The sequence below is a fragment of the Neoakkermansia glycaniphila genome, from assembly GCF_900097105.1.
GTDB lineage: Bacteria > Verrucomicrobiota > Verrucomicrobiia > Verrucomicrobiales > Akkermansiaceae > Akkermansia > Akkermansia glycaniphila.
The window spans coordinates 2425618-2451294 of sequence record NZ_LT629973.1 but is presented as its reverse complement, the minus strand read 5'-3'; the positions used below and the strand labels follow the sequence as shown (position 1 = coordinate 2451294).

The 25677-nt window shown below is 56.1% G+C and carries 17 protein-coding genes, 4 tRNA genes and 3 rRNA genes; 14 read left to right on the top strand and 10 right to left on the bottom strand.

Going from position 1 to position 25677, the window contains the following annotated elements; all coding sequences use genetic code 11:
- Positions 1-4: 4 nt before the first annotated feature.
- The 6 genes from PYTT_RS10280 to PYTT_RS10255 all read left to right on the top strand — a co-directional run bounded on the left by PYTT_RS10280 (position 5) and on the right by PYTT_RS10255 (position 5463).
- Positions 5-1387, top strand: coding sequence for a replication-associated recombination protein A (locus tag PYTT_RS10280; RefSeq protein ID WP_067775373.1), 1383 nt, complete (start codon positions 5-7; stop codon positions 1385-1387).
- 87 nt (positions 1388-1474) lie between these two features.
- Positions 1475-2782 (top strand): glutamate--tRNA ligase, encoded by a 1308-nt coding sequence (locus tag PYTT_RS10275; RefSeq protein WP_067775376.1) that lies wholly within the window; start codon positions 1475-1477, stop codon positions 2780-2782.
- A 37-nt stretch (positions 2783-2819) separates the two neighbouring features.
- Complete coding sequence (locus PYTT_RS10270; RefSeq protein ID WP_067775422.1) at positions 2820-3392, top strand: DUF1287 domain-containing protein; 573 nt, start codon at positions 2820-2822, stop codon at positions 3390-3392.
- Between the two features lie 229 nt (positions 3393-3621).
- Positions 3622-3696 (top strand) — tRNA-Gly (locus PYTT_RS10265).
- Between the two features lie 35 nt (positions 3697-3731).
- Positions 3732-3806, top strand: a tRNA-Gly gene (locus tag PYTT_RS10260).
- A 376-nt stretch (positions 3807-4182) separates the two neighbouring features.
- Entirely contained in the window at positions 4183-5463 is a 1281-nt protein-coding gene (locus tag PYTT_RS10255) for an ISL3 family transposase (protein ID WP_083076674.1), read from the top strand.
- A 294-nt stretch (positions 5464-5757) separates the two neighbouring features.
- On the opposite strand, the gene PYTT_RS10245 is transcribed toward PYTT_RS10255, so the two are convergent.
- The gene (locus PYTT_RS10245) at positions 5758-6561 is read right to left on the bottom strand and encodes a hypothetical protein (RefSeq protein ID WP_172801813.1); all 804 of its coding nucleotides are present in this window, start codon (positions 6559-6561) and stop codon (positions 5758-5760) included.
- Positions 6562-6844: 283 nt separating this feature from the next.
- Between PYTT_RS10245 and PYTT_RS10235 the strand changes: the two genes are divergently transcribed.
- The 8 genes from PYTT_RS10235 to PYTT_RS10205 all read left to right on the top strand — a co-directional run bounded on the left by PYTT_RS10235 (position 6845) and on the right by PYTT_RS10205 (position 15739).
- The gene (locus PYTT_RS10235; protein WP_071133453.1) at positions 6845-8161 is read left to right on the top strand and encodes a bifunctional UDP-3-O-[3-hydroxymyristoyl] N-acetylglucosamine deacetylase/3-hydroxyacyl-ACP dehydratase; all 1317 of its coding nucleotides are present in this window, start codon (positions 6845-6847) and stop codon (positions 8159-8161) included.
- A 120-nt stretch (positions 8162-8281) separates the two neighbouring features.
- The gene (gene rpmH, locus PYTT_RS10230; RefSeq protein ID WP_067775397.1) at positions 8282-8467 is read left to right on the top strand and encodes a 50S ribosomal protein L34; all 186 of its coding nucleotides are present in this window, start codon (positions 8282-8284) and stop codon (positions 8465-8467) included.
- Positions 8468-8554: 87 nt separating this feature from the next.
- A complete protein-coding gene (gene rnpA, locus PYTT_RS10225; RefSeq protein ID WP_083076677.1) occupies positions 8555-8935 on the top strand; it encodes a ribonuclease P protein component in 381 nt (126 codons plus the stop codon).
- Positions 8932-9180: a membrane protein insertion efficiency factor YidD gene (yidD, locus tag PYTT_RS10220; protein WP_067775399.1), complete on the top strand. Its 249-nt coding sequence runs from the start codon at positions 8932-8934 to the stop codon at positions 9178-9180. The genes rnpA and yidD overlap by 4 nt, the downstream gene beginning before the upstream one ends.
- Before the next feature lie 57 nt (positions 9181-9237).
- A complete protein-coding gene (gene yidC, locus PYTT_RS10215; protein ID WP_067775401.1) occupies positions 9238-11133 on the top strand; it encodes a membrane protein insertase YidC in 1896 nt (631 codons plus the stop codon).
- 174 nt (positions 11134-11307) lie between these two features.
- Positions 11308-14505 carry a transcription-repair coupling factor gene (mfd, locus tag PYTT_RS10210; protein WP_067775434.1) on the top strand — a complete coding sequence of 1066 codons (3198 nt, stop codon included), beginning with the start codon at positions 11308-11310 and terminating at the stop codon, positions 14503-14505.
- A 26-nt stretch (positions 14506-14531) separates the two neighbouring features.
- The gene (locus PYTT_RS13430) at positions 14532-15266 is read left to right on the top strand and encodes an HNH endonuclease (RefSeq protein WP_141675792.1); all 735 of its coding nucleotides are present in this window, start codon (positions 14532-14534) and stop codon (positions 15264-15266) included.
- 104 nt (positions 15267-15370) lie between these two features.
- Entirely contained in the window at positions 15371-15739 is a 369-nt protein-coding gene (locus tag PYTT_RS10205) for an SUMF1/EgtB/PvdO family nonheme iron enzyme (RefSeq protein WP_071133452.1), read from the top strand.
- Between the two features lie 89 nt (positions 15740-15828).
- Here the strand turns inward: PYTT_RS10205 and rrf are convergent.
- The 9 genes from rrf to kdpB all read right to left on the bottom strand — a co-directional run bounded on the left by rrf (position 15829) and on the right by kdpB (position 25652).
- A 5S ribosomal RNA gene (gene rrf / locus PYTT_RS10200) occupies positions 15829-15944 on the bottom strand.
- A 167-nt stretch (positions 15945-16111) separates the two neighbouring features.
- Positions 16112-18936: ribosomal RNA gene (locus PYTT_RS10195) — 23S ribosomal RNA — on the bottom strand.
- Positions 18937-19135: 199 nt separating this feature from the next.
- Positions 19136-19212: transfer RNA gene (locus PYTT_RS10190), tRNA-Ile, on the bottom strand.
- Positions 19213-19256: 44 nt separating this feature from the next.
- Positions 19257-19332, bottom strand: a tRNA-Ala gene (locus tag PYTT_RS10185).
- A 181-nt stretch (positions 19333-19513) separates the two neighbouring features.
- A 16S ribosomal RNA gene (locus PYTT_RS10180) occupies positions 19514-21027 on the bottom strand.
- Together the 16S, 23S and 5S rRNA genes with 2 tRNA genes alongside form the textbook arrangement of a ribosomal RNA operon.
- Positions 21028-21397: 370 nt before the next feature.
- On the bottom strand, positions 21398-21538 hold the full coding sequence (locus tag PYTT_RS13700; RefSeq protein ID WP_223196368.1) for a hypothetical protein: 141 nt from the start codon (positions 21536-21538) through the stop codon (positions 21398-21400).
- Between the two features lie 474 nt (positions 21539-22012).
- Positions 22013-22771 carry a hypothetical protein gene (locus PYTT_RS10175; RefSeq protein WP_067773151.1) on the bottom strand — a complete coding sequence of 253 codons (759 nt, stop codon included), beginning with the start codon at positions 22769-22771 and terminating at the stop codon, positions 22013-22015.
- Between the two features lie 188 nt (positions 22772-22959).
- Positions 22960-23520 carry a potassium-transporting ATPase subunit KdpC gene (gene kdpC / locus PYTT_RS10170; protein ID WP_067773148.1) on the bottom strand — a complete coding sequence of 187 codons (561 nt, stop codon included), beginning with the start codon at positions 23518-23520 and terminating at the stop codon, positions 22960-22962.
- 26 nt (positions 23521-23546) lie between these two features.
- On the bottom strand, positions 23547-25652 hold the full coding sequence (kdpB, locus tag PYTT_RS10165) for a potassium-transporting ATPase subunit KdpB (protein ID WP_083076457.1): 2106 nt from the start codon (positions 25650-25652) through the stop codon (positions 23547-23549).
- Between the last annotated feature and the right edge of the window lie 25 nt (positions 25653-25677).

Genomic DNA, 25677 nt, shown 5'->3' with positions numbered 1-25677 from the left:
CTTGATGGATCTCTTCACGCCACACGGACGAAGCGACGACACACGCACGCAGGCCACCCCGCTCGACACCATGCCGCTGGCCGCACGCATGCGCCCCCGCACCATCGGTGAAATCGTCGGGCAGCAGCACCTCCTCGCCCCCGGCAAACTCCTCCGCCGTGCCATCGAAACCGACCGCTTCTCCTCCCTCCTCTTCTACGGCCCGCCCGGCGTCGGCAAAACCACCATCGCCTCCGTCATCGCCCAGCAGACAGCGGCCTACTTCGTCATGCTCAACGGCGTCGAATCCAACGTCTCCGAAGTACGCGACCGCATCGCCGAAGCCCGCACCCGCCAAACCCTCCACGGCCAGCGCACCATCCTCTTCGTCGACGAACTCCACCGCTTCAACAAAGCCCAGCAGGACGTCCTCCTCCCCCACCTCGAAAAAGGAGTCATCCGCTTCATCGGAGCCACCACGGAGAACCCCTACTTCGCCATCAACACCCCGCTCCTCTCCCGCTCCCAGATCTTCCCGCTGGAACCCGTCTCCGAGGAAGACATGATCGCCCTCCTCCGCCGCGCCATCGCCGACGAAGAACGCGGCTTCGGCACCCGGAACATCGACATCACGCAGGAAGCCCTCGACCACATCGCCCTCAAGGCCGACGGAGACGCCCGCAAAGCCCTCACAGCCCTCGAAGTCGCCGTCCTCTCCACCGATGCGGACGCACAGGGAATCATCCTCATCGACCTCGCCGTCGCCGAAGAATCCATCCAGAAAAAAGCCGTCCGCTACGACCGAGGGGGCGACGGACACTACGACACCATCTCCGCCTTCATCAAATCCATGCGCGGCTCCGACCCGGACGCCGCCCTCTACTGGCTCGCCGTCATGCTCAACGCCGGGGAAGACCCGCGCTTCATTGCACGCCGCATCGTCATCGCCGCCAGTGAAGACGTCGGCCTTGCCGACTCGAACGCCCTCCGCGTCGCCCTCGATGCCGCCCGCGCCGTCGAAATGATCGGCATGCCCGAAGCCCGCATCAACCTTGCCCACGCCACCGTCTACCTCGCCACCGCCCCCAAAAGCAACTCCGCCTACCTCGGCATCGACATGGCCCTCAAAGACGTACGTGAAGGCAAAACCCTCGCCGTACCCGCCCACCTCTCCACCCCCACGCGCAAAAAACTCGCCAAAGCCGGAGGCGCCGACGACGCCGACCTCCAATACAAATACGCCCACGACTACGACGAACACTACGTCCCCCAGGCCTACCTCCCCGAAGGCCGCATCTACTACACCCCCACCGCCAACGGCCTCGAACTCCGCATCGGCGAACGCATGGCACACCTCCGCAGCCTGCGCGACCGGCAGCCTGCTCCGCCCCAACAACCTCCGCACTGAACCGCCCCTCCGGCACAGCGCGGCATCACCGCCGAAAAAACACCCTTTCGGCTTGAAATCGTCCCATCCGTGGCGTATCGTCCCCGTATGAGCACCACAGTACGCACACGCTTCGCACCATCGCCCACCGGATACCTGCACATCGGCGGCGCGCGCACCGCACTCTTCAACTACCTCTTCGCCCGCAAAATGGGCGGCACCTTCGTCCTCCGCATTGAAGACACCGACCACGAACGCCACGTCGAAGACGCCACCCGCGCCATCTTCGCAGGCATGGAATGGCTCGGCCTCGACTGGGACGAAGGCCACGGCAAAGGCGGCGACTACGGCCCCTACTTCCAAAGCCAGCGCGACGGCATCTACGACGCCTACTTCCAGAAACTCATGGCCACCGGCCGCGTCTACGAACAGGATGGCGCATGGCGCTTCCGCTTCACCCGCGACGGCATCGTCACCCTCCACGACCTCATCTGCGGAGACATCTCCGTCGACTACTCCAACGAAGACAACACCCCGGACATGGTCGTCAAACGCTCGGATGGCTCCTACATCTTCCACTTCGTCAACGTCGTCGACGACATCGAAATGGAAATCACCCACGTCATCCGCGGGGAAGACCACATCATGAACACCTTCAAGCACATCCAGCTCTTCGAGGCGTTCGGAGTCACCCCCCCGGCCTACGCGCACATCCCCCTCATCCAGAACCCGGACGGCTCCAAAATGTCCAAACGCGACGTAGGCGCCGCCCTCGGCACCTACCCCGAAGACGGCTTCGTCCCCGACGCCGTCGTCAACTTCATCGCCCTCCTCGGCTGGTCGCCCAAGGATGATACCGAAATCTTCACCAAAGAAGAACTCATCCAGCGCTTCAGCCTCGAAGCCGTCAACCGCTCCGCCGCCAAATTCGACATCGCCAAATGCAAATGGATGAACCAGCAGCACATCCTCCGCATGGCTCCCGACCGCTTCGTCGAAATGGCCCTCCCCTTCTGCCTCGCAGCCGGCATGCAGGACACCCCCGTCCTCCGCATGGCCATCCCGAGCGTCCAGACCAAAGTCCAGCTCCTCAGCGAAGTACCCGCGCACCTCGGCTTCATCGAAACCCTCGAATACGAACAGGAAGCCCTCGGCAAACTCCAGCCCAACGCCCCCGAACTCCTCGCAACCTTCGCCCAGACCATCGAACACATGACCATCTTCGACGGCCACGAAGCCGTCTCCCTCATCAAACCCCTTGCCAAGGAACGCGGCCTCAAACCCGGAGCCATCATGTTCCCCGTCCGCATCGCCCTCACCGGCTCCCATGCAGGCCCCGACCTCGGAGACATCATCGCCATCCTCGGCCGGGATGAAACCCTCCGGCGCCTGCGCCTCCTCCAACTCCCGGCCTGACCGCCGCACGCCACTCCAACCCAAACCCCACTACCCCATGAACCCCATCCGCACCTGCCTTGCCTTCATACCCGCCTTGCTCGCCGTCTGCACGGCGGACACACTGCCCGAACACGCCCGCGAGCAAATCGGTGTCACCGTCACCTACGACCCCTCCTACGTCTCCCTCCCCTACCCGGGAGGCGACGTCGCCCAGGATCGCGGAGTCTGCACCGACGTCGTCATCCGCGCCATGCGCCGCAAAGGCCTCGACCTCCAGAAAGCCGTCCATGAAGACATGAAGGCCAACTTCTCGCGCTACCCCCGCCAATGGGGGCTCAAACGCCCCGACAAAAACATCGACCACCGCCGCGTCCCCAACCTCATGACCTTCATGTCGCGTCGCGGCTGGAGCCTCCCCGTCACCAAAAACCCGGCGGACTACCTGCCCGGCGACATCATCACCTGCACCGTCCCACCCAACCTCCCCCACATCGCCATCGTCTCCGACCGGAAAAATGCCGAAGGCACTCCCCTCATCATCCACAACATCGGCAGCGGCACACAGGAAGAAGACATGCTCTTCACCTTCCCCCTCACCGGACACTATCGCCCCTCCTGGAGCAAATAACGCCCTCCTTGCGTCACCTGCCTCGCCGCACGGCACAGCCCGACAGGCAACAACTCACCCTGCACGAACATCACACAATCAAGCAACAACGCAAACAGACACACACAAACCCGAAAAACTCGAAAAAAAGACTTGCAAACATCGGGAAAACATGTAGAATCTCTCCCGCAACAAGCCCCCTTCCGGGCAACTTGCAACAACCTGTGAACCAAACGGTTCACGCATCCAAGCGGATGTAGCTCAGGGGTAGAGCGCAACCTTGCCAAGGTTGATGTCGTGGGTTCGAATCCCATCATCCGCTCCATTTATACCTGTGAACCAAAAAGTTCACGCATCCAAGCGGATGTAGCTCAGGGGTAGAGCGCAACCTTGCCAAGGTTGATGTCGTGGGTTCGAATCCCATCATCCGCTCCATTCTTTCGCCTTCTTGAACACAGGAAGGCTTTTTTATTTTAAGCCTCTCCCTGCACGAAACCTGAACGCAAGCACTCACGGTCAGGAAAACGAATAAACTTGTACCGGCGATAGCCGACTCATTCCGAGCTATCGCATCCCAACACTCGCCGGCCCTTCCTTCCCGAGCCACTAGCCCGGCCCGAACCTGGTCCTTGTTGTGACTTCGCGGAACCCTTGCATGAAAATCGACCCTGATAAAACGATTGATGCACCATCAGCCGCTTGAAATCCGAACGGGCATAATGCCACAGCGTCACGAGAACAAACACCATCACCAGTAAAACACACCATAAAAGAAAAGCGACAAAAGAGGGCTCTCCGTTAAAATCGGTGGATGACCACCAAAGGAAGCAAAAAGGAAGCAATCAGCAACGCACAAAATCAAGCCCCCCGACAAAATGAATTGAGCATGGAGGGACGTATCCCTGCCATGCCCTGTGTGTATCATCGAAACTTCAGAATACTTCGCACCTACGGCCTACGGCAAGCCAAAACTTCGCGTGTTGAATACATCTCTCCACGACGCGTGGTCTGCCCCCAATGTGGGAAGAGCAGCTTAAAACTCTACGACCACTACTCGCGTCAAGCTGCCTTCATCAATGATGAAGGAGCAAAAAGAACATTTCTCATCCAAGCAAAACGCTACAAATGCCAACACTGCACCTACCTCTTTCGCGAACCCATCGAAGGCTTGCTGCCCAAAAAGAGAAGCAGCGAACAATATCGCAAAGCCATCACTCACGAATACATCAAAAACGTCAACAACAAAACCATATCGAAAGAATTCGGTGTATCCCCCAGCACAGTGGAACGCATCATCCACGAACGATTTGAACTCAAAATCAAAGAATCCTTAAACTACCCCGCCCCCCTCATGATCGGCATCGACGAACACACCATCCACAAGGGACGCAAGTTTGCCACCACCATCGCCGACCTGGGCAACCACCGCATCTACGACATCATCGAAGGCAAATCCCTTGCTCAAGTAGAAAGAACCTTAAAAACTTACAAAAACAGAGACAAAGTACAAATGGTCTGCATGGACCTAAGCTCAAGCTACAGAAACATCGTCCGCAAATGCTTCCCCAACGCCAAAATAGTAGCGGATCGCTTCCACGTCATCCGCATGATCCAGCACCACTTTATGGAATTCTGCAAACAAGCTCAGCAAACCATACGCTGGAAACGCCTCATCATCCATCCCCTGAGAAAAAGAACCTGCAACCTCACCTCCCGGGAAAAGCAAACCTTGCATCAACTCTTTGAACTCAACCCCGCTATTGGCATCTCTCATCACTTCAAGGAACAACTCTGTGACCTCTTGAGAATCAAAACGCAGAATGTAAAGCAATGCAAACGAAACATACGAAAACTCAGGGAAATGATGCTCATGCTCACTCATCAGGCTCCGCCTGAAATGAAGAAAATAGGACTCACCATCAGGAAATGGTATGCCCCCATCATCAGAATGTGGAGATACCTCCAAAACAACGGAATTACGGAAGGCTTCCATCGAAAAATGAAACTCATCCAGCGCCGGGCTTATGGGTTTCGCAACTTTCAAAACTACCGCCTCAGAGTACTGGTCGAATGCGGAGGGTTTAATCTATGATTTTCTCTCTATAATCCATCTTCCCACCGATTTTGCCGTTGACCCCAAAAGAGTGCCCAAGATGAAAGGAACCTCCGATATCTTGATCCACAGCATCGGCATACGACCCCAAACACATCACAAGACAGCTTATGCCTGAAAAGAAAAACAACTTGGATACATAGATGGAGAAGCATCGGCGAAGACAAGGAATACAAGCTTGCACGATCAGCAACACCGTCACCGCACACCAGAAAACGAACCAATCCCAGAAACTCAAGGAATGAAAAAATCCACTTATCATCAACAGCATAATCACAACCGTAGGAAATCTCGTTTTTCACACAAGCACACAGCCCCCAACCTCTCACACTGACGTAACTCCCGGAGACCAACCGGCAACACCGTACCATGATGTCCATTATCGAAAGGTACAGTCATATCTTCGATCCTGAACCCTATTCTTTCCATCTCCCTATAAAGCATCCAGCACTCGTCCGAAGCAACCTTGTGCATCAGATGAACGGTAAAAGCATTCTTCAAATCGGCATGCCTCTTCAATTGTTCCAGAGAAGCATAGCGTATTCCAACATATTCGAACTCAACCTTCCCTTTGGAACACCACACGCGAATGGACCGGTTCGTCCCCGTATCGGCATACTTGAGCAACTCGATCAATTGATAATACTGCTCGTCCGGCAACACGAGATCCGCCCATGCATTGGATCGTCGCTGTGCATCAGATGCCGAACAGACCCGAGCCAAAGACACCCTGCCAGCCTCCTTGCCGTGAATATCCAGAAACACAAGATCGGGAGGCATTCGGAAAAAATCGACATCCGCATCCAACCGGCGAAGAACACCGGAACGGCTATCCTCCCTCAAAATCTTCACCACCTCCTTCGTTCGCGCTGGATCGATCATCTCCGAAGGCGAACTTCTGTCGATCCATTCAAGCCTGATCGCAGCTGTCCGCTTCAGCACTGCCACCAAATCATCCTTCGCCACCTTCCCTCGCCGCACCATGGCAACAGCCTTCTTCTCCTTGGAATCCGAAGAAAAAGAAGCACACATACAGCACGATAACGAGCCGCAAACCAGCCAGAATATCCTGAACATATCAATATGGGTAATTGGAGTATTGGAAACAGCCGACATAAAAATGCCCAGCAGCTTCCATCTACAACAATCATACCCCATGCAACACCTGAGACAAGACAAAACTCGCGCAGACAACCGGCAGCTCACTCCGTTTCACGTCATCCCTTTCTCATCGATGCCAGACACCATCTTTTCACGCCAACAGCACCGAACCGCGTCAGCAAAAGGATTACTTTTAGCCACGCCTTCCTCTCTATTTAGACTTCACAGGCAAATGGAAATAAGATAGAATACCGCCAGTATGTCAGCCACCAATCAAAGAACCTTAGCAAAAAGCGCCTCGCTCGAAGGCACATCCCTGCACACGGGCCAGCCCGTCACCCTGACACTCAAACCCGCCCCGGCTGATTCCGGTTTGAAATTCCGCCGCGTCGACCTGCCCGACCAACCCTTCATCGCCGCCGATGTAGACAAGGTTCAGACCGTCGAACGCGCCACCACGCTCGCCGAAGGCTCCGTCAAGGTTCACACCGTCGAACACATCCTCTCCGCCCTCACGGGCATGGGCGTCGACAACGCCATCATCGAAATGGACGCCAACGAGCCCCCCATTGCGGACGGCTCCTCACGCCCCTACGTCGAACTCATCAAATCGGCCGGCATCGTCGAACAGGATGCTCCCCGCCGCGTCTGGCAAATCCGTCAGCCCGTCACCATCGAAACCAAAGGCGGCTCCATCCTCACCGTCCTTCCCTCGAAAGACTTCCGCATCTCCGTCACCTGCGTCGGCCCGGAAGGCCGCTTCACCCAGTACTTCGACGCCGTCATCACGCCGGAAACCTACGAAGCCGAACTCTCACCCGCGCGCACCTTCTGCTTCTACGAAGACGTCGCCCCCCTCATCGAAAAAGGCCTCATCAAAGGCGGCAGCATCGAAAACGCCATCGTCCTCAAAGGCGACCAGATCCTCAGCAAAGAACCCCTCCGCTTCCACAACGAACTGGCCCGCCACAAGGCCATGGACATGATCGGCGACCTCATCCTCAACGGCCGCCGCATCCTCGGCCACGTCATCGCCATCATGCCGGGCCACGGACCGAACACCCAGCTTGCAGCCAAGCTCAAGAAGGAATACAGCAACATGCAATCCCTTCTGCCCAAGCCTGCCGACATCCCCACCGGCGAAGCCGTACTCGACACCCGCGAAGTCATGAAACTTCTGCCGCACCGCTACCCCTTCCTCATGGTGGACCGCATCATCGGCTTTGAAGGAGAAACCAAGTGCATCGGCCAGAAAAACCTCACCATGAACGAGCTCTTCTTCCAGGGCCACTTCCCGGAACACCCCGTCATGCCCGGTGTACTTCAGGTTGAAGCCATGGCGCAGGTAGCCTCCATCCTCATGCTCCGCATCCCCGGCAACCAAGGCAAAATCGGCTACTTCATGAGTGCGGACAAAGTCAAATTCCGCCGCCCCGTCATCCCCGGCGACATCCTCATCATCGAAACGGAACTCGTCAAAATGCGCGGAGCCATCGGCCAAGCTATCGGCCGCTGCCTCGTCAACGGTGAAATCACCGCCGAAGCGGAACTCAAATTCATCGTTCAGGACGCATAAAAAGCCCAAAAACGAGGATGACGTCTTGACATGCGGGAAAAATCGGTTATGATTCCTCACCCGGTCGTGTGTCAAGCGGCTCCGACGGACGTATTAACTTAACATCGATCTTTTACTGATATGAGCAAGAGAACCTACCAGCCTTCCAAGCGCTGCCGCAAGCGCCAGTTCGGATTCCGTGCACGCATGGCCACCAAGAACGGCCAGGACATCCTTCGCCGCCGTCGCGCCAAAGGCCGCAAGCGCCTCCTTCCCAAGGGCGCCGAAGTGCACTACAAGCGCCACACCATCCAGCACGGCCGCTAAGCCTTACGTCAATAAAAGACATAGGCTTCCACCGGAAGCTTATGTCCTTGTTGAACAAGGAGCACCTCCCGGAGCGCCCTGTGAACGATGCGATTGACACGCCGGCAAAGTATGACGCGAGCCTATGAGTTCGCCAAGGTACGTTCGGACGGAGCATCTTCCGCGGGGCGCCTTCTTGTATTGAGCGCAGCCGCTCTACCCGATCCGGCCACCGAATCCCGGTTCGGCATCATCTGCACGAAGAAAGTCGGCAACGCCGTCCTTCGCAACCTGTTGCGCCGCCGCATCCGGGAAATCCTTCGCCAGCACGGCGCACCCCTTGCCTCAGGATACCATGTCGTCGTCATACTGCGTTGGCGTGCAGCGGAAGCGGACTACGCCCATCTGGACAAAGACTTCCGCAAAACGCTGCTCCGACTGCAAACGCAGTTGAATGCCAAACGAACTCCGGCCCCCTGCACTGCATGAAGCACGTGATCCGCCTCCTGATAGCCTTCTATCGCCACGTCATCCGCAGACCCTTGCACATCCTCTGCGGCCCCGGCAGCGGATGCCGCTTCACCCCCTCATGCTCGGAATACTTCATGCAGGCCGTCAACGCGCACGGCGCATGGAAAGGCTCGGCACTCGGCATTCGCCGCATCCTCAAATGCAACCCTTGGGGCCCCATGGGCTACGATCCGGTACCTCCGGCCAAAACGCCCAAACCGTAACCCTTCCCCCCAGCATCACCCCTCCGATTTTCACGATACACCACCATCAGACATACCATGGATAAAAAAGCTTGGATCATCGTCATCCTGTGTTGCGCCTGCCTCGGCCTGAGCCTGTACTACAGCGACCAAAACCAGAAAATCAAAGAACAGAATGCACAGCTGGCAGCGGCCAAACAGCCCACCATGCAAACGCAGCCCTCCGCCGCTCCTGCGGCACCTGCAGCCGAAACCGCAACAGCCACTGCCGAAACCGCCGCTGCACCGTCCACCCGCTTCACCCCCAAAACCATTGCCACCCTCGTCTCCAAAGACAACGGCAAGGACATCGCCAAATTCGCCTTCTCCAACAAGGGCGGCTCGCTCGAATACGTCGAAATCTGCGAACAGCAAATCAACAGCCAAACCGTTCCGGACCATCACGTCCGCATCAATGAAGACAGCCCGGTCGGCATCGGCTCCATCGCCTACAACCTCAGCGGCCACGCCGCCCCCCTGTACGACGAAACAGAATACACCCTCCTTGACTCCTCCCCCACCACAGTACGCCTCCTCGGCAAATCTCCGGACGGCAAACTCGGCATCATCAAGGAATACAGCCTCAAGCCCGCCGCCAAGGACGACGAAAAAAGCAACCTCTACACAGTCTCCCTCAAAATCACCATGGAGAACATCTCCAAGGAACGAGTGAGCCATCGTGACATCGGCATCATGGCTGGCGGCGGCTACCCCATCGCCAAAAACGAAAATGCAGACGCCTACACAAACCTCGTCTACCAAGCCGACGGCGATTACGAACACGAAGCGCCTTCCTACTTCAAGGGCGGATGGTTCAGCGATGCCAAGGACCGCGAATTCAAAACACTCAACAACATCACATGGGGCGGCGTCATGAACCAGTACTACGCCACCCTCCTCATCCCCGGCAAAGACTCCACGGGCGAAGCCATCTACACCGCCCCCCGCCACTTCAAACTGAAACATGAAAACAGCTATGGAGTCAACGGCGTCGAATTCGCCATCCTCATGCCTGCCATCGACCTCCGCCCGGTCGAAGGAGAACACCGCGGCGACCAGAAAACCGTCCAGTACGACATCTACGCCGGCCCCAAACTCAACCAATACCTGAGCGGCATGCCCAACCAGCTTGACTCCATCATGGGCTACGGCTGGCTCTGGATCCTTGCAGCACCGATGAACTGGCTGCTCAACCTCTTCCACGGCTGGCTCGGCAACTGGGGCTGGTCCATCGTCTGCATGACCATCGTCGTACGCCTCCTTATCTGGCCGCTGCACAAAAAATCGTACATGTCCATGAAGCGCATGTCGCTCATGCAGCCCAAAATGAAAGAGCTCAAGGAAAAGTACGGCGACGACAAGCAGAAAATCAACATGGAAATGATGAAACTGTACCAGCAGTACGGCATCAATCCCGCCAGCGGCTGCCTGCCCATGCTCCTGCAGATCCCCATCTTCTTCGCCTTCTACCGCGTACTTCAATACTCCGCAGAACTGCGCGGCCAAGGATTCCTCGGCTGGATCCACGACCTCTCCCTGCCGGACACCGTCGCCACCCTCCCCATCATGGGCTGGGACCTGCCGATCAACATCCTTCCCATCATCATGGCCGCTACCATGATCATCCAGATGAAACTCACGCCGAAGGCGGGCGACCCCACGCAGCAGAAAATCATGGCCTTCATGCCCTGGATATTCTTCTTCTTCTGCTACAACTTCGCCAGCGCCCTCGCCCTCTACTGGACAGTGCAAAACCTCATCTCCATCGGCCAATCCTACATCATCCGCCGCCTGCCCATGCCTGAGCTGACCAAACAGCCCAAGAAAAAAGGCGGCTTCCTCCAGCGCATGATGGAAGCCCAGAAAGCCGCTCTGGAAGAACAGCAGAAACGCGCACAAGGCCAGTGCCCCATGCGCAACGTCACGAAAAAATAACACAGGCACTCCAACCTGACGAAAAAGCCGGAAGCCCCCCTTCCGGCTTTTTTGCAGCCACGCCGCCCGCTTTACAAAAAGGCGGCGGCATGCTTCAATAAATGCACACTTGAGGCTATCCCTCATCCTTTTGCATGGCAGCAAGGAAAACGGAACAGCCTCGACACCTTCGCCATGATACAGGAACTCCTTGCCCGCGTCGCACGCACAGCGGCATTTCGCCGGAAATTGTCCGTTCTGGGCAAGGAAAACACGCGCAACACTCCTGTCATCTTCGAACAAACTCCTCCGGCGGCGCTCTCCTTCCTCATCTCCCTCATCGCCTCCACTGCCGGGCCGAAACAGCGCATCTGGATACTCACACCCGACCTCCCCCGGCAGGAACGCCTCGCAGCCGAACTCCCCATCTGGAAACAAGGCCACACACTCTTCCTCCCCGAACAGGAAATCCACATCAACAACGGACTCTCCGACCCCGACCTCCTCGCCGAACGCCTCGACATCCTTCAAAAACTCTCCCTGCCCTCCGAAGAACGACAACTCGTCGTCCTCACGGAAACCGCACTCATGCAGGATGCCCCCGCCTCCAGCACCATCGAAGAACAAACCTCATACTTCAGCATCGGCGACACCATCGAGCAAAATGCGCTCATCGCCATGCTCACCGAAGCCGGATTCGAACGCAGCGACCAGGTCATCGCACGCGGGCAGTGGTCCGTCCGGGGCGGCATCGTCGACGTATTCCCGTTGCAAGCCCCCCACCCCCTCCGCATCGAACTCTTCGGCGACACCATCGAATCCATCCGAGCCTTCGACATCGACTCCCAGCTATCCTTCAAAAAACTCAAAGGAGCTCAACTCCTCCTCTCCGAACCTCCGTCCAAACAAAAACTCAAAAACTGGATCAGCCCCGACGACTGGATCATCTCCACCCCCGACTGCCGGGAAAGCGGCAACATCGTCATCCTCGAAACGCCTCCGGAAGACATACCCGACGCCGCCGAACTCGACCGCCCGCAAAACAACGACAAAACCGCCTTCTACGGTACCCCGCTCGGCAGCTTCGACACCGGCGACTTCGTCATGCAGGAGGCCAAACGCAACTACGCGCACGGCCAGCTTGAAAAATGGAACAGGCAGGCATGGGAAATCGCCATCTTCTTTCCCCATCCCGGAGAAGAAAAACGCTTCCGCGAAATCTGCGGCAACGACCCCGCATGGGAACGCGTTCACCACTGCCAGGGTGAACTGCCGCACGGCTTCACCGCCCCGGGAGCCAAACTCGCCGTCCTCTCCTCCTCCGAACTCTTCGGCCGCTACACCACGCCACAGGCCCGCAAACGCGCTGATCGCGAAGACGCCGCACGCCGCGAACGCGCCCAAACACCCCTCCGCGAAATCCTCCCCGGCGACCTCGTCATCCACGCCTCCCACGGCCTCGGCAAATACATCGGCATCGACAAAAGCCCCGACACCGGCGAAGAAGAAATGTACATCGAATACCGGGGAGGAGTCAAACTCGGCATCCCCATCCGGCAATCACACCTCGTCTCCAAATACATCGGACTCGGCACCAAAACGCCCGAACTCAGCAAACTCGGGGACGCCAAATGGGTACGCGCCTGCAAAGCCGCCGAAAAAGCAGTCGCCGACTACGCCGCCCAACTCCTCGAAGTACAGGCCGAACGCGAAACCAACCAGGGCTACGCCCACCCGGCAGACTCCGCCTGGATGTGGGAATTCGAATCCTCCTTCCCCTACCGCGAAACGCCGGACCAGCTGCGAGCCATCCAGCAAGCCAAGGCGGACATGGAATCCCCGCGCCCCATGGACCGCCTCATCTGCGGCGACGTAGGCTTCGGCAAAACGGAAGTCGCCATCCGCGCCGCCTTCAAATGCATCACGGGAGGCAAACAGGCCGCCATCCTCGTACCCACCACCGTCCTTGCCGACCAGCACGGCCGCAGCTTCAAAGCGCGCATGAGCGAATACCCCGTACGCATCGAAATACTCAGCCGCTTCACCCCCGCCAAAAAAGAAAAGGAAATCCTGCAAGGCCTCGCCAACGGCTCCGTCGACATCGTCGTCGGCACCCACCGCCTCATCTCCAAAGACATTCGCTTCAAAAACCTCGGCCTCGTCGTCATCGACGAAGAACAACGCTTCGGCGTTCGGCACAAAGAACAATTCAAAACGAACTTCCGAGCCGTCGACATGCTCACCCTCTCCGCCACCCCCATTCCGCGCACCCTCTACATCGCCCTCATGGGCGCACGCGACATGAGCACCATCGACACCGCTCCCCTCAACCGCCTCCCCGTACAAACCGCCGTCTGCCCCTACGACGAAAAACTCATCAAAGATGCCATCGAACGCGAACTCAAACGCGGCGGACAGGTCTTCTTCCTCCACAACCGCGTCCAAACCATCGACCACATGGCTCACCAACTCCACCAGCTCGTCCCCAAAGCCCGTATCGTCATCGGCCACGGACAAATGGACAAAAGCGACCTTGAAAACGTCATGGGGCAATTCGTACGCGGAGAAGCGGACATCCTCCTCTCCACCACCATCATCGAAAGCGGCATCGACATCCCCAACGCCAACACCATCATCATCGACCGCGCCGACCGCTTCGGCCTCGCCGACCTCTACCAGCTCCGAGGCCGCGTAGGCCGTGCAGGCCACCGCGCCTACGCCTACCTCCTCCTCCCGAGACACGCCCTCACCACCGGAGACGCCCGAAAACGCGTCTCCGCCATCAAACAATACACCGAACTCGGCTCCGGCTTCAAAATCGCCATGCGCGACCTCGAAATCCGCGGAGCCGGCAACCTCCTCGGCACCCAGCAAAGCGGCCACATCGCCGCCATAGGCTTCGAACTATACTGCCAGCTCCTCCGGCAATCCATCGAACGCCTCCAGGGCAAAACACCCACCCTCCGCACCGACTCCACCCTCAAAGCCGACTTCATCTGCTGGAGCGAAGCCAAAATGACCATCCAGGAAAGCCGCAAAGGCATCATCGGCACCTACCTTCCCTCGGCCTACATGGAATCCACCCGCACCCGCATTGCGGCCTACAAAGACCTTGCCAACGCCACCCACCTGAACGACCTCGACCAACTCCAGAAACACTGGATCGACCGCTTCGGTTCTCTCCCCGCAGAAGCCGAAAACCTCCTGCAATGCCAGCGCATCAAACTCCTGGCCTCCCGCGCCAACATCGCTCAGGTCGAAATCGTCGGCCAAAAACTCATGCTCACCCGCAACCGCGACTACATCCTCCTCGAAGGCCGCTTCCCCCGCCTCAAAAAACTCCACCCCGTCGATAAACTGCGGGAAGTATTGGAATTGCTGCTCACTCTCTAAAATATTATTCCCGACCAAAGATAACCATGATGCAAACAATTCCTTCTCAAATTATGGAAAAAGAATTCTATCTATTCCTACAAAACAAAGCTTTAAAACCTCGCACATGTCAAAGCTACATCAATGCCATCAAAAATAAAATCTCAAACTATTTACAAAACGAAAAAATTCTTGCCCATAATCACACCCTATTCCATATAAACGATCCTGCTCTTTTATTTGCGATACAACACGGCTTTGAACTTTCCGAAAGTTTCCGGGAATCCAATATTATTGGACACAATATGTACAGTTGCGCATTAGGCCATTATATCCAATTCATTCATTCGTACACAAAAGACAATCCATCCTCCATCATCAAAGAACAAACCGCACTGATTGTACGAACAGAGGGTGGCAGAAGAGTTGTAGTATCAACTCTGATTGAACGCAATCCTGCATTGAGAAATGCCGCTATCGCCATACATGGCACAACATGCTTAGGTTGTGGATTTAATTTTGGAGAGACGTACGGTACATACGGAGAGGGATACATTGAGATCCATCATGTTTATCCTCTTGGTAAAGAAACACGGTACGTCAAAACATCCGTAGCAACTGATTTAATCCCTTTGTGCTCCAATTGCCATTGTATGGTTCATCACAAAAAAGATTATGTACTCACTCTGAACGAGCTACAAATGATACTAAAGTCACCTCAAAGTCGCAGTTCTGTAACTTATACAACAGGTATTTCCCTATCAGGCGAGCTCCTCCAATAACCAGACCTTCTTCACAGCGGCATCACTGGATATAACGATGCGAATGGCTTTCACCTCCACCATATCAATCACCCTTTTATCTTCGCACCGCGAAAGGTGAACGTATGCGCGAGCATTCAGGTATTGAGAAGGATGAAATGAAACAGGGCGATAATGGAAACAGCATCGGTGAAGATACCCTCATTGCCCACAACAACGGCAACGAAATCGGTCTGCACGACCTGGCGGGCAATGTACAGGAATGGGTCTCCGACAACTACGGCGGCCCGCGCTCGGCCTCATCGGATGGGCAATCCGCCGCCGTCGCAAGGCAACCGCAGCGACGGTCTGACACCAACCGCGCCACATCAACAAAAGCAAAGAGCGAAAGGGTAATACCATTCGCTCTTTTTTATCTTCACAATCTTCAGCAACCAGTCTCATTCAACCTGACACTTGTTGCGTTCATCATTCCACTCCCCCTGGCAGCATGACGTAGTCATGGTAAAGGGCGGCGATTGCGGTGATGAGCGGAAACGAAGAAGCCCCGCATGCAATTAAGCAAGCGGGGCTTCATATAACATCCCGGCGGCGACCTACTCTCGCGGGACCTGTCGTCCGACTACCATCGGCGCGGCAGCGTTTCACTTCCGGGTTCGGAACGGGACCGGGTGGGACCACTGCGCTGTGACCACCGGGTTTCAGCTTGTTGAGGGCTGCCTATCCGGGAGTCATTGGTATGTGCGGGGATGTTATGTTGTTGTCTTCAGGCTCGTATGAGGAGGCTGACATCCGTGTGGCATGTAGTGTTTAATATTGAACTTGGCGTTACTTTCTTTGACAGAGTCGTCATTGAGGTTCATGGTGAAAAGAAGTCAATCGGTGATTAGTATCACTCGGCTTAATGCATTACTGCACTTCCACCTATGACCTATCAACGTGGTCGTCTTCCACGAACCTATAGGGAAAACTCATCTTGGGATGGACTTGGCGCTTAGATGCTTTCAGCGCTTATTCCTTCCGCACTTAGCTACTCGGCCATGCACTTGACAGTACAACCGATGCACCAGTGGTGCGTCAGACCCGGTCCTCTCGTACTAAGGTCTGAACCCCTCAATTTTCCAACGCCCACAGAGGATAGAGGACCGAACTGTCTCGCGACGTTCTGAACCCAGCTCGCGTGCCGCTTTAACCGGCGAACAGCCGGACCCTTGGGACCTTCTCCAGCCCCAGGATGCGACGAGCCGACATCGAGGTGCCAAACCACGCCGTCGATATGAACTCTTGGGCGTGATCAGCCTGTTATCCCTAAGGTACCTTTTATCCGTTGAGCGACGGCAATTCCACTTTCTACCGCCGGATCACTTGGGCCTGCTTTCGCATCTGCTCGACTTGTTGGTCTCGCAGTTAGGCGCGTTTATGCCCATGCACTCGACACTCGGTTGCAGACCGAGCTGAACGCACCTTCGCACTCCTCCGTTACTTTTTGGGAGGATACCGCCCCAGTAAAACTGACCGGCTGACACGGTCCCATTGCCGGTTTCACGGCTTATGGTTAGATTCTCCAATCTCAAAGGGTGGTGTCTCATTGGCGACTCTGGCGGGCCCTAAAGCCAACCTTCATAGTCTCCCACTTACTCTGAGCATTGCGACCGAAGAAACAATGACAGCTTACAGTTAAGGTCTATAGGGTCTTTCCGTCCTTCTGCGGGTAGGCGGCATCTTCACCGCCACTACAATTTCACTGAGCGCCTAGTTGAGACAGTGCCCAACTCGTTTCACGATTCGTGCAGGTCGGAACTTACCCGACAAGGAATTTCGCTACCTTAGGACCGTTATAGTTACGGCCGACATTCACCGGGACTTGGGTTCAGAGCTTCGCTTGCGCTAACCCCTTGCCTTAATCTTTCGGCATTGGTCACGTGTCACACCCTATACTTCGACTTGCGTCTTTGCAGAGTGCTGTGTTTTTGATAAACAGTCGGTTGGGCCATTTCTCTGCGGCCTGATCTCTCAGGCACCCCTTCTTCCGAAGTTACGGGGCTAATTTGCCGAGTTCCTTAACTAGGTTTCACTCTTGCGCCTTGGTATATTCTACCCACCCACCTGTGTCGGTTTACGGTACGGGTTCCTTAGCATACGGCAGGGCTTTTCTTGGCACTCGATTTGATCATGCGTTTCGGCCGAAGCCTCCACTCGGAATTCGTTTACCTGGTGATCTCTTCTCATGCGTCCTCCTGCTTTAAGGGTCGGAAGCTCAGGATTATTAACCTGATGTCCATCGCCTACGCCTCTCGGCCTCGGCTTAGGTCCCGGCTAACCCAGGGACGTACATCGTTGCCCTGGAAACCTCGGGTTTACGGCGGACATGTATTTAACATGTCTTTACGTTACTAATGTCTGCATACTCACTTGAATGCTCTCCAGGTTCAGTCGCCATCCCCCTTCTACGTACATTCAACGCTCTCCTACCACTCTATCTTACGATAAAGTCCAGAGCTTCGGTATAACGCTTATCGCCAATCATTTTCGGCGCAGGATCACTCGATGAGTAAGCTATTACGCATTTTTTAAATGGTGGCTGCTTCTAAGCCAACATCCTCACTGTCTGTGTAATCCCACATCCTTTCCACTGAGCGTTATTTTGGCACCTTAGCTGCTGGTCTGGGCTGTTTCCCTTTCGACAATGAAGCTTATCCCCCACTGTCTCACTGCCATATTCCATTGCGCGGTATTCAGAGTTTGATAAGGTTTGGTAAGCGGGTGTGCCCCCTAGCCTTGTCAGTGCTTTACCCCCGCGCATCAGCATATGACGCTGCACCTAAATGCATTTCGGAGAGAACCAGCTATCACGGGGTTTGATTAGCCTTTCACTCCTACCCTCAACTCATCAGAGAACTTTTCAACGTTCACCTGTTCGGTCCTCCACATAGTTTTACCTATGCTTCAACCTGGTCAAGGGTAGGTCACCTCCGCTTCGGGTCCAGTACCCGCGACTTAACGCCCTTTTCGGACTCGCTTTCGCTACGACTCCATCCCGGAAGGATTTAGTCTTGCCACGAACACTGACTCGCAGACTCATTAAACAAAAGGCACGCCATCGCCTTTACGGCTCTGACACTTTGTAGACTTACGGTTTCAGGTTCTATTTCACTCCGCTCACAGCGGTTCTTTTCACCTTTCCCTCGCGGTACTTGTTCACTATCGGTCGCCAACTAGTATTTAGCCTTGCGCGGTGGTCCGCGCGGATTCATACACCGTTCCACGTGTGGTGTATTACTCAGGATTCCTCTTACTCCCACTGGTCATTTCGCTCACGAGGCTTTCACTCTCTCCGGCCTACCTTTCCAGGTAGTTAAACTATGATCAATGGTCGAGTTTGTCGAGGTCCTACAACCCCGAAGGAGTACCTTCGGTTTGGGCTCTACCGCTTTCGCTCGCCACTACTTACGGTATCGATTTCTCTTTCTTTTCCTCCGCTTACTGAGATGTTTCACTTCAGCGGGTGTCGCGTTCCTTATCCTATGTATTCAGATAAGGTCGATTCCGTATTACCGGAATCAGGTTACCCCATTCGGATACCCCCGGGTCTTAGCTCACTTGCAGCTCTCCGAGGCTTTTCGCAGCTTGTTGCGTCCTTCTTCGCCTGTTGGCACCAAGGCATTCTCCGTAAGCCCTTGGTTTCTTCTTTCCGCGGATTTCTCCGTTTCCAGAACCCCAATGACTTTCTGTAAAGTTTTTTGTGTGTTTTGCTTGGTTCTATTATTTTAAGTGTAAAATTGTATATTTCCCACTTTGGTTGGTTGAAACCGATTTCTCGGTTTCTCCTATTTGCCACACGGATGTCAATCTCCTTTTACCGTTCACTTTGCTTCGCCTCCATTAGGCGTTGGTGGGCCTAACAGGACTTGAACCTGTGACCCCACGCTTATCAAGCGTGTGCTCTAACCAACTGAGCTACAGGCCCTTTTTTGCTTCCGTTTTTTTCGAGAGGTCTCTTCCACCTTGTTTTGGTGGAGGCACGGGGACTCGAACCCCGGACATCCAGCTTGCAAAGCTGGCGCTCTACCAACTGAGCTATACCCCCTTTGGTTTTGGGTTCGGTCAAGAGAGTGTTTGTCGGAAAAAGCCGTGACGCGCGCCGTCTGTTCTCTGCGCTTGTGTTGCAGGAGTTTACACATCTTTTTATCGTTTCGGAAGTATCGCAACACTTCCGTCTCAGCCGAGGCTGAGTCGACCTAAGAGATTTTCATCTCTTTTCTCCATAGAAAGGAGGTGATCCAGCCGCAGGTTCCCCTACGGCTACCTTGTTACGACTTCATCCCAGTTACCAGTCTCACCTTAGGACCCTGCCTCCTTGCGGTTGGCTTCAGATACTTCGGGTGCGACCGGCTTCCATGATGTGACGGGCGGTGTGTACAAGACCCGGGAACGTATTCACGGCGCCGTAGCTGATGCGCCATTACTAGCGATTCCATCTTCATGTAGGCGAGTTGCAGCCTACAATCCGAACTGGGCCCAGTTTTCATGGATTGCCTCCCCCTCGCGGGTTCGGTACCCTCTGTACTGGGCATTGTAGTACGTGTGCAGCCCTGGGCATAAGGGCCATACTGACCTGACGTCGTCCCCACCTTCCTCCCAGTTGATCTGGGCAGTCTCGCCAGAGTCCCCACCATAACGTGCTGGTAACTGGCAACAGGGGTTGCGCTCGTTGCTGGACTTAACCAAACATCTCACGACACGAGCTGACGACGGCCATGCAGCACCTGTGTGACGCCACCGAGGTGTCACATGCTTTCACATGTTGTTCATCACATGTCAAGCCCAGGTAAGGTTCTTCGCGTTGCATCGAATTAAGCCACATACTCCACCGCTTGTGCGGGTCCCCGTCAATTTCTTTGAGTTTTAATCTTGCGACCGTACTCCCCAGGCGGCACGCTTAACGCGTTTGCTCCGGCACGTGGGGGGTCGATTCCCCACACACCAAGCGTGCACCGTTTACTGCTAGGACTACAGGGGTATCTAATCCCTTTCGCTCCCCTAGCCTTCGTACCTCAGCGTCAGTACATGTCCAGGAACCCGCCTTCGCCACGAGTGTTCTTCTCGATATCTACGCATTTCACTGCTACACCGAGAGTTCCGGTTCCCCCTCCATGACTCTAGCATCACAGTATCAAGCGCACTCCAGGGGTTGAGCCCCTGCCTTTCACGCCCGACTTATGATGCAGCCTACGTACCCTTTACGCCCAGTGATTCCGAACAACGCTTGAGACCTCTGTATTACCGCGGCTGCTGGCACAGAGTTAGCCGTCTCTTCCTCTTGTGGTACTATCAAGCTTGCGCCTTGCTCCCACATGACAGGGGTTTACAATCCGAAGACCTTCTTCCCCCACGCGGCGTCGCACCATCAGGGTTTCCCCCATTGTGAATGATTCTCGACTGCTGCCACCCGTAGGTGTCTGGACCGTGTCTCAGTTCCAGTGTGGCCGGACATCCTCTCAGACCGGCTACCCGTCATCGCCTTGGTGAGCCGTTACCTCACCAACTAACTAATAGGCCGCGAGCCCCTCTTCAAGCGCATTGCTGCGTTTACTCTTGCGAGTCTATCGGGCATTAATCCCGGTTTCCCAGGGCTATTCCCGTCTCGAAGGCAGGTTGCTCACGTGTTACTCACCCGTGCGCCACTAAGAAGCATTAGCAAGCTATTGCTTCTCCGTTCGACTTGCATGTCTTATCCACGCCGCCAGCGTTCGTTCTGAGCCAGAATCAAACTCTCCATATTATATTTTTTAGAAATTGCTGGTTTCCGCTCGAATCTTTCGATTCTGCGGATGCCATGCGTCCCCTGCTCTCCATCCCTTTCGGAACGGGTCTTCGCCTAGTTCAGCACGGCGTGCGTCACGACTTTTTCCTCTCTCTTTTTCCTCCTCTCAAGTGCTCTCCGCAAGGTTTCGTCTCCTCGCTGCCGGTCTCCCGGCTTCAGCACTTCGAAAGTCTTTCCTGTAAAGTGTTCGCCTCTTCTCCTGAAGAGTTTGCCCGCGGCCCTCGCTTCACTCTCACTCGCCCTTGCCTTGCCGGCTTCCGGTTCGTTCCGTGTCGCGTCTTTCGCGGCGCCCCGTAGTGGGGTGAGGAGAGTTTACTCTTTTTTTCTCTCACGTCAAGGTTTTTTCACTCTTTTTTTCTTCACCTCCTCCCCAAACTACCCCCACAACACACCCATAACTGCTAGCTTTGAACAATTTATACGTTTTTGATTTTTTATGCTTTTTTTGACGAAAAGTTGTTTTGCGCATGATTTAGCCCCTGATTTCATGCCGTCTCGTTCCAAGTGTTTTCCGGGCCACTTTATCCCAATTCAACTCAATGCGCTGATGATGAATAATCTGTATCAGCATACACATTTGGGTGTTCGCTTTCGTCTCGACCGGAAGCCTGCATTTGCATGTTCCGCTGCATTTGCCGGCGGCTACCATCTTCCTGCGGGTGCCGTGGGTCGTCGTAGCTCAGATATGCTATACAGGCTGCCCCCAGTAGGAAGACGGACGTTTGTATTTTATCATTCATTTTCATGCTATTCATTCCGTGAATCCATGTATTATAGGTTTCTTTTCGGGCGGCGTCCAATTAAGCCGGGACAGGTATGCATCAAGAAAAGGTTAAGTCGGGCGTTTCGATGATCATGGCTTGCCAGCCATGCGATGCACGAGCCCGGCCTCCTTATTGAAGACCGGGCTTTCTGCTCACTTTCTTATGTTCCGGAGGGGTAGTCAGAAGTTCAGGTTGATGTAGGCGCCATAGACGAATTCATTTCCCAGGTTCGCACGGCGCAAGACGGTCGCCGCCTGCGTGTAGTAGATCAGGGCGGATACGGAGAGGTTGTCCGTCAAGGCGTATGTCGCTTTCATGGAGTAGTCGATACAGTTGGCGCCATCGCCTGCGGAGAGGTTGTATCCGCTGTTGTATCCGAAGCGTACCAGAGGGGTGATCGTGAGGTTTTCGATCGGTGTCCATGTTGCCTGTATGAAGAGGTCGTAGTATCCTTCCATGACCTGATGCTCGATTTTCCATTGCGCATCGGCTCCGACCGTCAGCCAGTCGTTAAGGGCATAGCCGACCGTGAATGCCGGGTTGGCTACGTTGTAGTCGGGTGTGAAGTAGATCTGGTGTTCATACCACGGTGTGAATGTCCAGTCTCCGTTTTTGAAGGTGTAGCTCAGTACGAGGTCGAGTTCTTCATAGGATTGGGAGACGCCGCTTGCGTACCAGGCGGAGAGGGTCCAGTTTTTGTATGCGACGGAGGGAGCCACTTCCCAGATGGAGCTGCCCGGTATGCAGTCGATGCCTTCCGTGACGTATTTGCTCGTCCATCCGGTCGTCAGGGAATAGGCAGGCCCATTTTCTTCCACCGAGGTTTGAGTGATGCCCGCCGCCTGCATGGGGGGAGCGATGAGGTTTTCATTGGCCAGGGCTCCGGATGCACAGCAGGCCAGAAGCAGGGAGATGTATTTGGTGTGTTGTCGTATCATATGCAAAGGTGTGTTTGCGATGCGGACAATATACCAACCATTCCACGCACCATCCAGTTAAGGCATTCATGATAAACGTTAAGAGTTTGTTAAATCCATTTTTCGGCATGAAACAAATGCCCCTTCCCGATGGCAGCCATGCACTGCCGGGAAGGGGCGAGCGGGGAGGTTCGTTTCCTCCGAACGATTCAACGGAGCCGATCAAGCGCAACGTTCAATTTGAGGACGTTGACGCCGTCTTCACCGCAGATGCCTCCGCGGTCGATGTTTTCCGAGATCAGGGAAAGCACTTGTTCCAGCGGAAGGTTGCGTTCGCGGGCCACGCGGGGGGCCTGCAGTTTCGCCGCCGCTTCGGAGATGTGGGGGTCGAGGCCGCTGCCCGATGCAAAGAGCAGGTCGGAGGGTACCGCCGTATCTTCGGGCAAGCAGTTTTCGCGGATGACGGCCGCCTTCCGCTCCTGGACGAGATCAAGGAGAGCCCGCGATGTCGGCGAGAGGTTCGAGGCCCCTGAGGGCATCGTGGCGTAGTCTCCGGCAGAAGGCCTCGGTTTGAAGTATTTGGCGGAGGTGACGGGCTGGGCGAGTAGTTCCGAGCCGACGATTTTCCCGCCTTCATCCCGGATCAGGGATCCGTTGGCCTGATGAGGGAAGACAAGCAGGCCGATGCCCGTCATGGCGAAGGGGTAGGCGATGCCCATCAGTCCCGTCATGACGAGGACGATGCGGAGGTTGATGCATTTGATATTCATGTTGATCGATCAGGGTTGGTGTGTGTTCAGACGAGGTGAAGCGCGTTCACGAGGAGGTCGATGAGTTTGATGCCGATGAACGGTGCGATCAGGCCGCCGAATCCGTAGATGAAGATGTTTCTTCTCAACAGGGCTGCGGCAGCGGACGGCCGATATCGGACGCCGCGCAGGGCGAGCGGGATCAGGACGATGATGATGAGGGCATTGAAGATTACCGCGCTGAGGATGGCGCTTTCCGGCGAACCGAGTCCCATGATGTTCAGGGCGGAGAGCGGGCCTTCCGAGCTTCCGGCGACGATGAACAGCCCGGCAAACATCGCCGGGATGATGGCGAAGTATTTGGCGATGTCGTTCGCGAAGGAGAAGGTCGTCAGCGCACCGCGCGTGATGAGCAGCTGTTTGCCGATTTCGACGATTTCGATGAGTTTGGTCGGGTTGCTGTCGAGGTCGACCATGTTCCCGGCTTCGCGAGCTGCCTGTGTGCCCGAGTTCATCGCGACGCCTACGTCGGCCTGGGCCAGCGCGGGCGCGTCGTTGGTGCCGTCTCCCGTCATGGCGACGAGGTGGCCGGCAGCCTGTTCGGCGCGGATGCGGTCGAGTTTCATTTCCGGCGTAGCCTGGGCGAGGAAGTCGTCCACTCCGGCTTCGGCGGCGATGGAAGCTGCCGTGAGCGGGTTGTCGCCTGTGACCATCACGGTGCGGATCCCCATTTCACGCAGCTGGGCGAAGCGTTCCTTGATGCCGCCTTTCACCACGTCCTTCAGGTAGATGGTGCCGAGGATTTCGGAGCCTTCCGCCACGACGAGGGGCGTGCCTCCGAGGTTGGAGATGCGTTCCACATCGGCGCGCACTTCGGCGGGGAAGAATCCGCCCTGCTCTTTCACCCATTCCGCCACGCTGTCCGCCGCACCCTTGCGGATGGAGAGGATGCCGCCTTCCTCCTGTACGTCCACGCCGCTCATGCGGGTGATGGCCGTGAAGGGGATGAAGGTAATGTGGTGGGAGGAGACATCGCGTCCACGCAGGTTCAGCGTTTCCTTGGCGAGTACGACGATGCTGCGGCCTTCCGGCGTTTCGTCCGCCAGCGAGGAGAACTGGGCGGCATCGCCGAGCCTTTCGAGCGAGATGCCCGGAGCAGGCACGAATTCGCTGGCCATGCGGTTGCCGAGCGTAATGGTGCCCGTCTTGTCGAGCAGCAGCACGTCAATGTCCCCGGCGGCTTCGACGGCACGGCCGGACGTGGCAAGTACGTTGCGGCGTACGAGGCGGTCGATGCCGCTGATGCCGATGGCGCTCAACAGGCCGCCGATCGTGGTCGGGATGAGGCAGACCAGCAGGGAGACGAGCGCAGGGATGGAGATGTGCCCGCTGCCGCCGAATCCGAGGGAACCGGCTGCACCTTCGAGGTAGCCCGTCATCGCGGGCAGCGTGCAGATGACCACGAGGAAGACGAGAGTCAGAGCCACGAGAAGGATGCCGAGGGCGATTTCGTTCGGCGTTTTCTGGCGGCTCGCACCTTCGACCATGGAGATCATGCGGTCGAGGAACGAATCGCCCGCTTCCGAGGTGACTTGTACCACAATGCGGTCGCTGATGACTTTCGTGCCGCCGGTTACCGCGCTGCGGTCGCCGCCGCTTTCGCGGACGACGGGGGCGGATTCCCCGGTGATGGCGGATTCATCGACGCTGGCAATTCCTTCGACTACTTCGCCGTCCGCCGGAATGGTATCGCCCGCTTCGCAGACGACCCGCTGCCCTTTTTTCAGGGAATCGGCAGGCACGGACATTTCCGAACTGTCATCTTTCAACAGGCGGGCATGCACATGCGTCCGCATTTTCTTGAGGGCATCGGCCTGAGCCTTGCCCCGGCCTTCCGCCAGAGCTTCGGCGAAGTTGGCGAACAGCACGGTAAACCACAGCCACAGTGTGATCTGGAAGGTGAAGGCCACGTTTTCCCCGGCGGCGGCGTCCACGAAGAGGACGACCGTCGTCACCAGTGCACCGAGCGCCGTGACGAACATCACGGGGTTGCGCGCCAGAGTGGCGGGATTGAATTTGCGCAGGGCATCGAAAAACGCCTGCCGTAGCATATCGCCGTCGAATCCGGCTTTCCTGTCTTGTTTCTTGCTCATATTATTTTCTCGTTAAAGTTGCCAC

Coding starts and splice junctions, on each gene's coding strand:
- mfd (WP_067775434.1), top strand. CDS start 11,308: ATGATACAGGAACTCCTTGCCCGCGTCGCACGCACAGCGGCATTTCGC.
- kdpB (WP_083076457.1), bottom strand. CDS start 25,652: ATGAGCAAGAAACAAGACAGGAAAGCCGGATTCGACGGCGATATGCTA.
- PYTT_RS10245 (WP_172801813.1), bottom strand. CDS start 6,561: ATGTTCAGGATATTCTGGCTGGTTTGCGGCTCGTTATCGTGCTGTATG.
- yidD (WP_067775399.1), top strand. CDS start 8,932: ATGAAGCACGTGATCCGCCTCCTGATAGCCTTCTATCGCCACGTCATC.
- yidC (WP_067775401.1), top strand. CDS start 9,238: ATGGATAAAAAAGCTTGGATCATCGTCATCCTGTGTTGCGCCTGCCTC.
- PYTT_RS10175 (WP_067773151.1), bottom strand. CDS start 22,771: ATGATACGACAACACACCAAATACATCTCCCTGCTTCTGGCCTGCTGT.
- PYTT_RS10275 (WP_067775376.1), top strand. CDS start 1,475: ATGAGCACCACAGTACGCACACGCTTCGCACCATCGCCCACCGGATAC.
- PYTT_RS10205 (WP_071133452.1), top strand. CDS start 15,371: ATGCGCGAGCATTCAGGTATTGAGAAGGATGAAATGAAACAGGGCGAT.
- PYTT_RS10235 (WP_071133453.1), top strand. CDS start 6,845: ATGTCAGCCACCAATCAAAGAACCTTAGCAAAAAGCGCCTCGCTCGAA.
- PYTT_RS10270 (WP_067775422.1), top strand. CDS start 2,820: ATGAACCCCATCCGCACCTGCCTTGCCTTCATACCCGCCTTGCTCGCC.
- PYTT_RS13430 (WP_141675792.1), top strand. CDS start 14,532: ATGATGCAAACAATTCCTTCTCAAATTATGGAAAAAGAATTCTATCTA.
- PYTT_RS10280 (WP_067775373.1), top strand. CDS start 5: ATGGATCTCTTCACGCCACACGGACGAAGCGACGACACACGCACGCAG.
- PYTT_RS13700 (WP_223196368.1), bottom strand. CDS start 21,538: ATGCGCAAAACAACTTTTCGTCAAAAAAAGCATAAAAAATCAAAAACG.
- rnpA (WP_083076677.1), top strand. CDS start 8,555: ATGCGATTGACACGCCGGCAAAGTATGACGCGAGCCTATGAGTTCGCC.
- kdpC (WP_067773148.1), bottom strand. CDS start 23,520: ATGAATATCAAATGCATCAACCTCCGCATCGTCCTCGTCATGACGGGA.
- rpmH (WP_067775397.1), top strand. CDS start 8,282: ATGAGCAAGAGAACCTACCAGCCTTCCAAGCGCTGCCGCAAGCGCCAG.
- PYTT_RS10255 (WP_083076674.1), top strand. CDS start 4,183: ATGACCACCAAAGGAAGCAAAAAGGAAGCAATCAGCAACGCACAAAAT.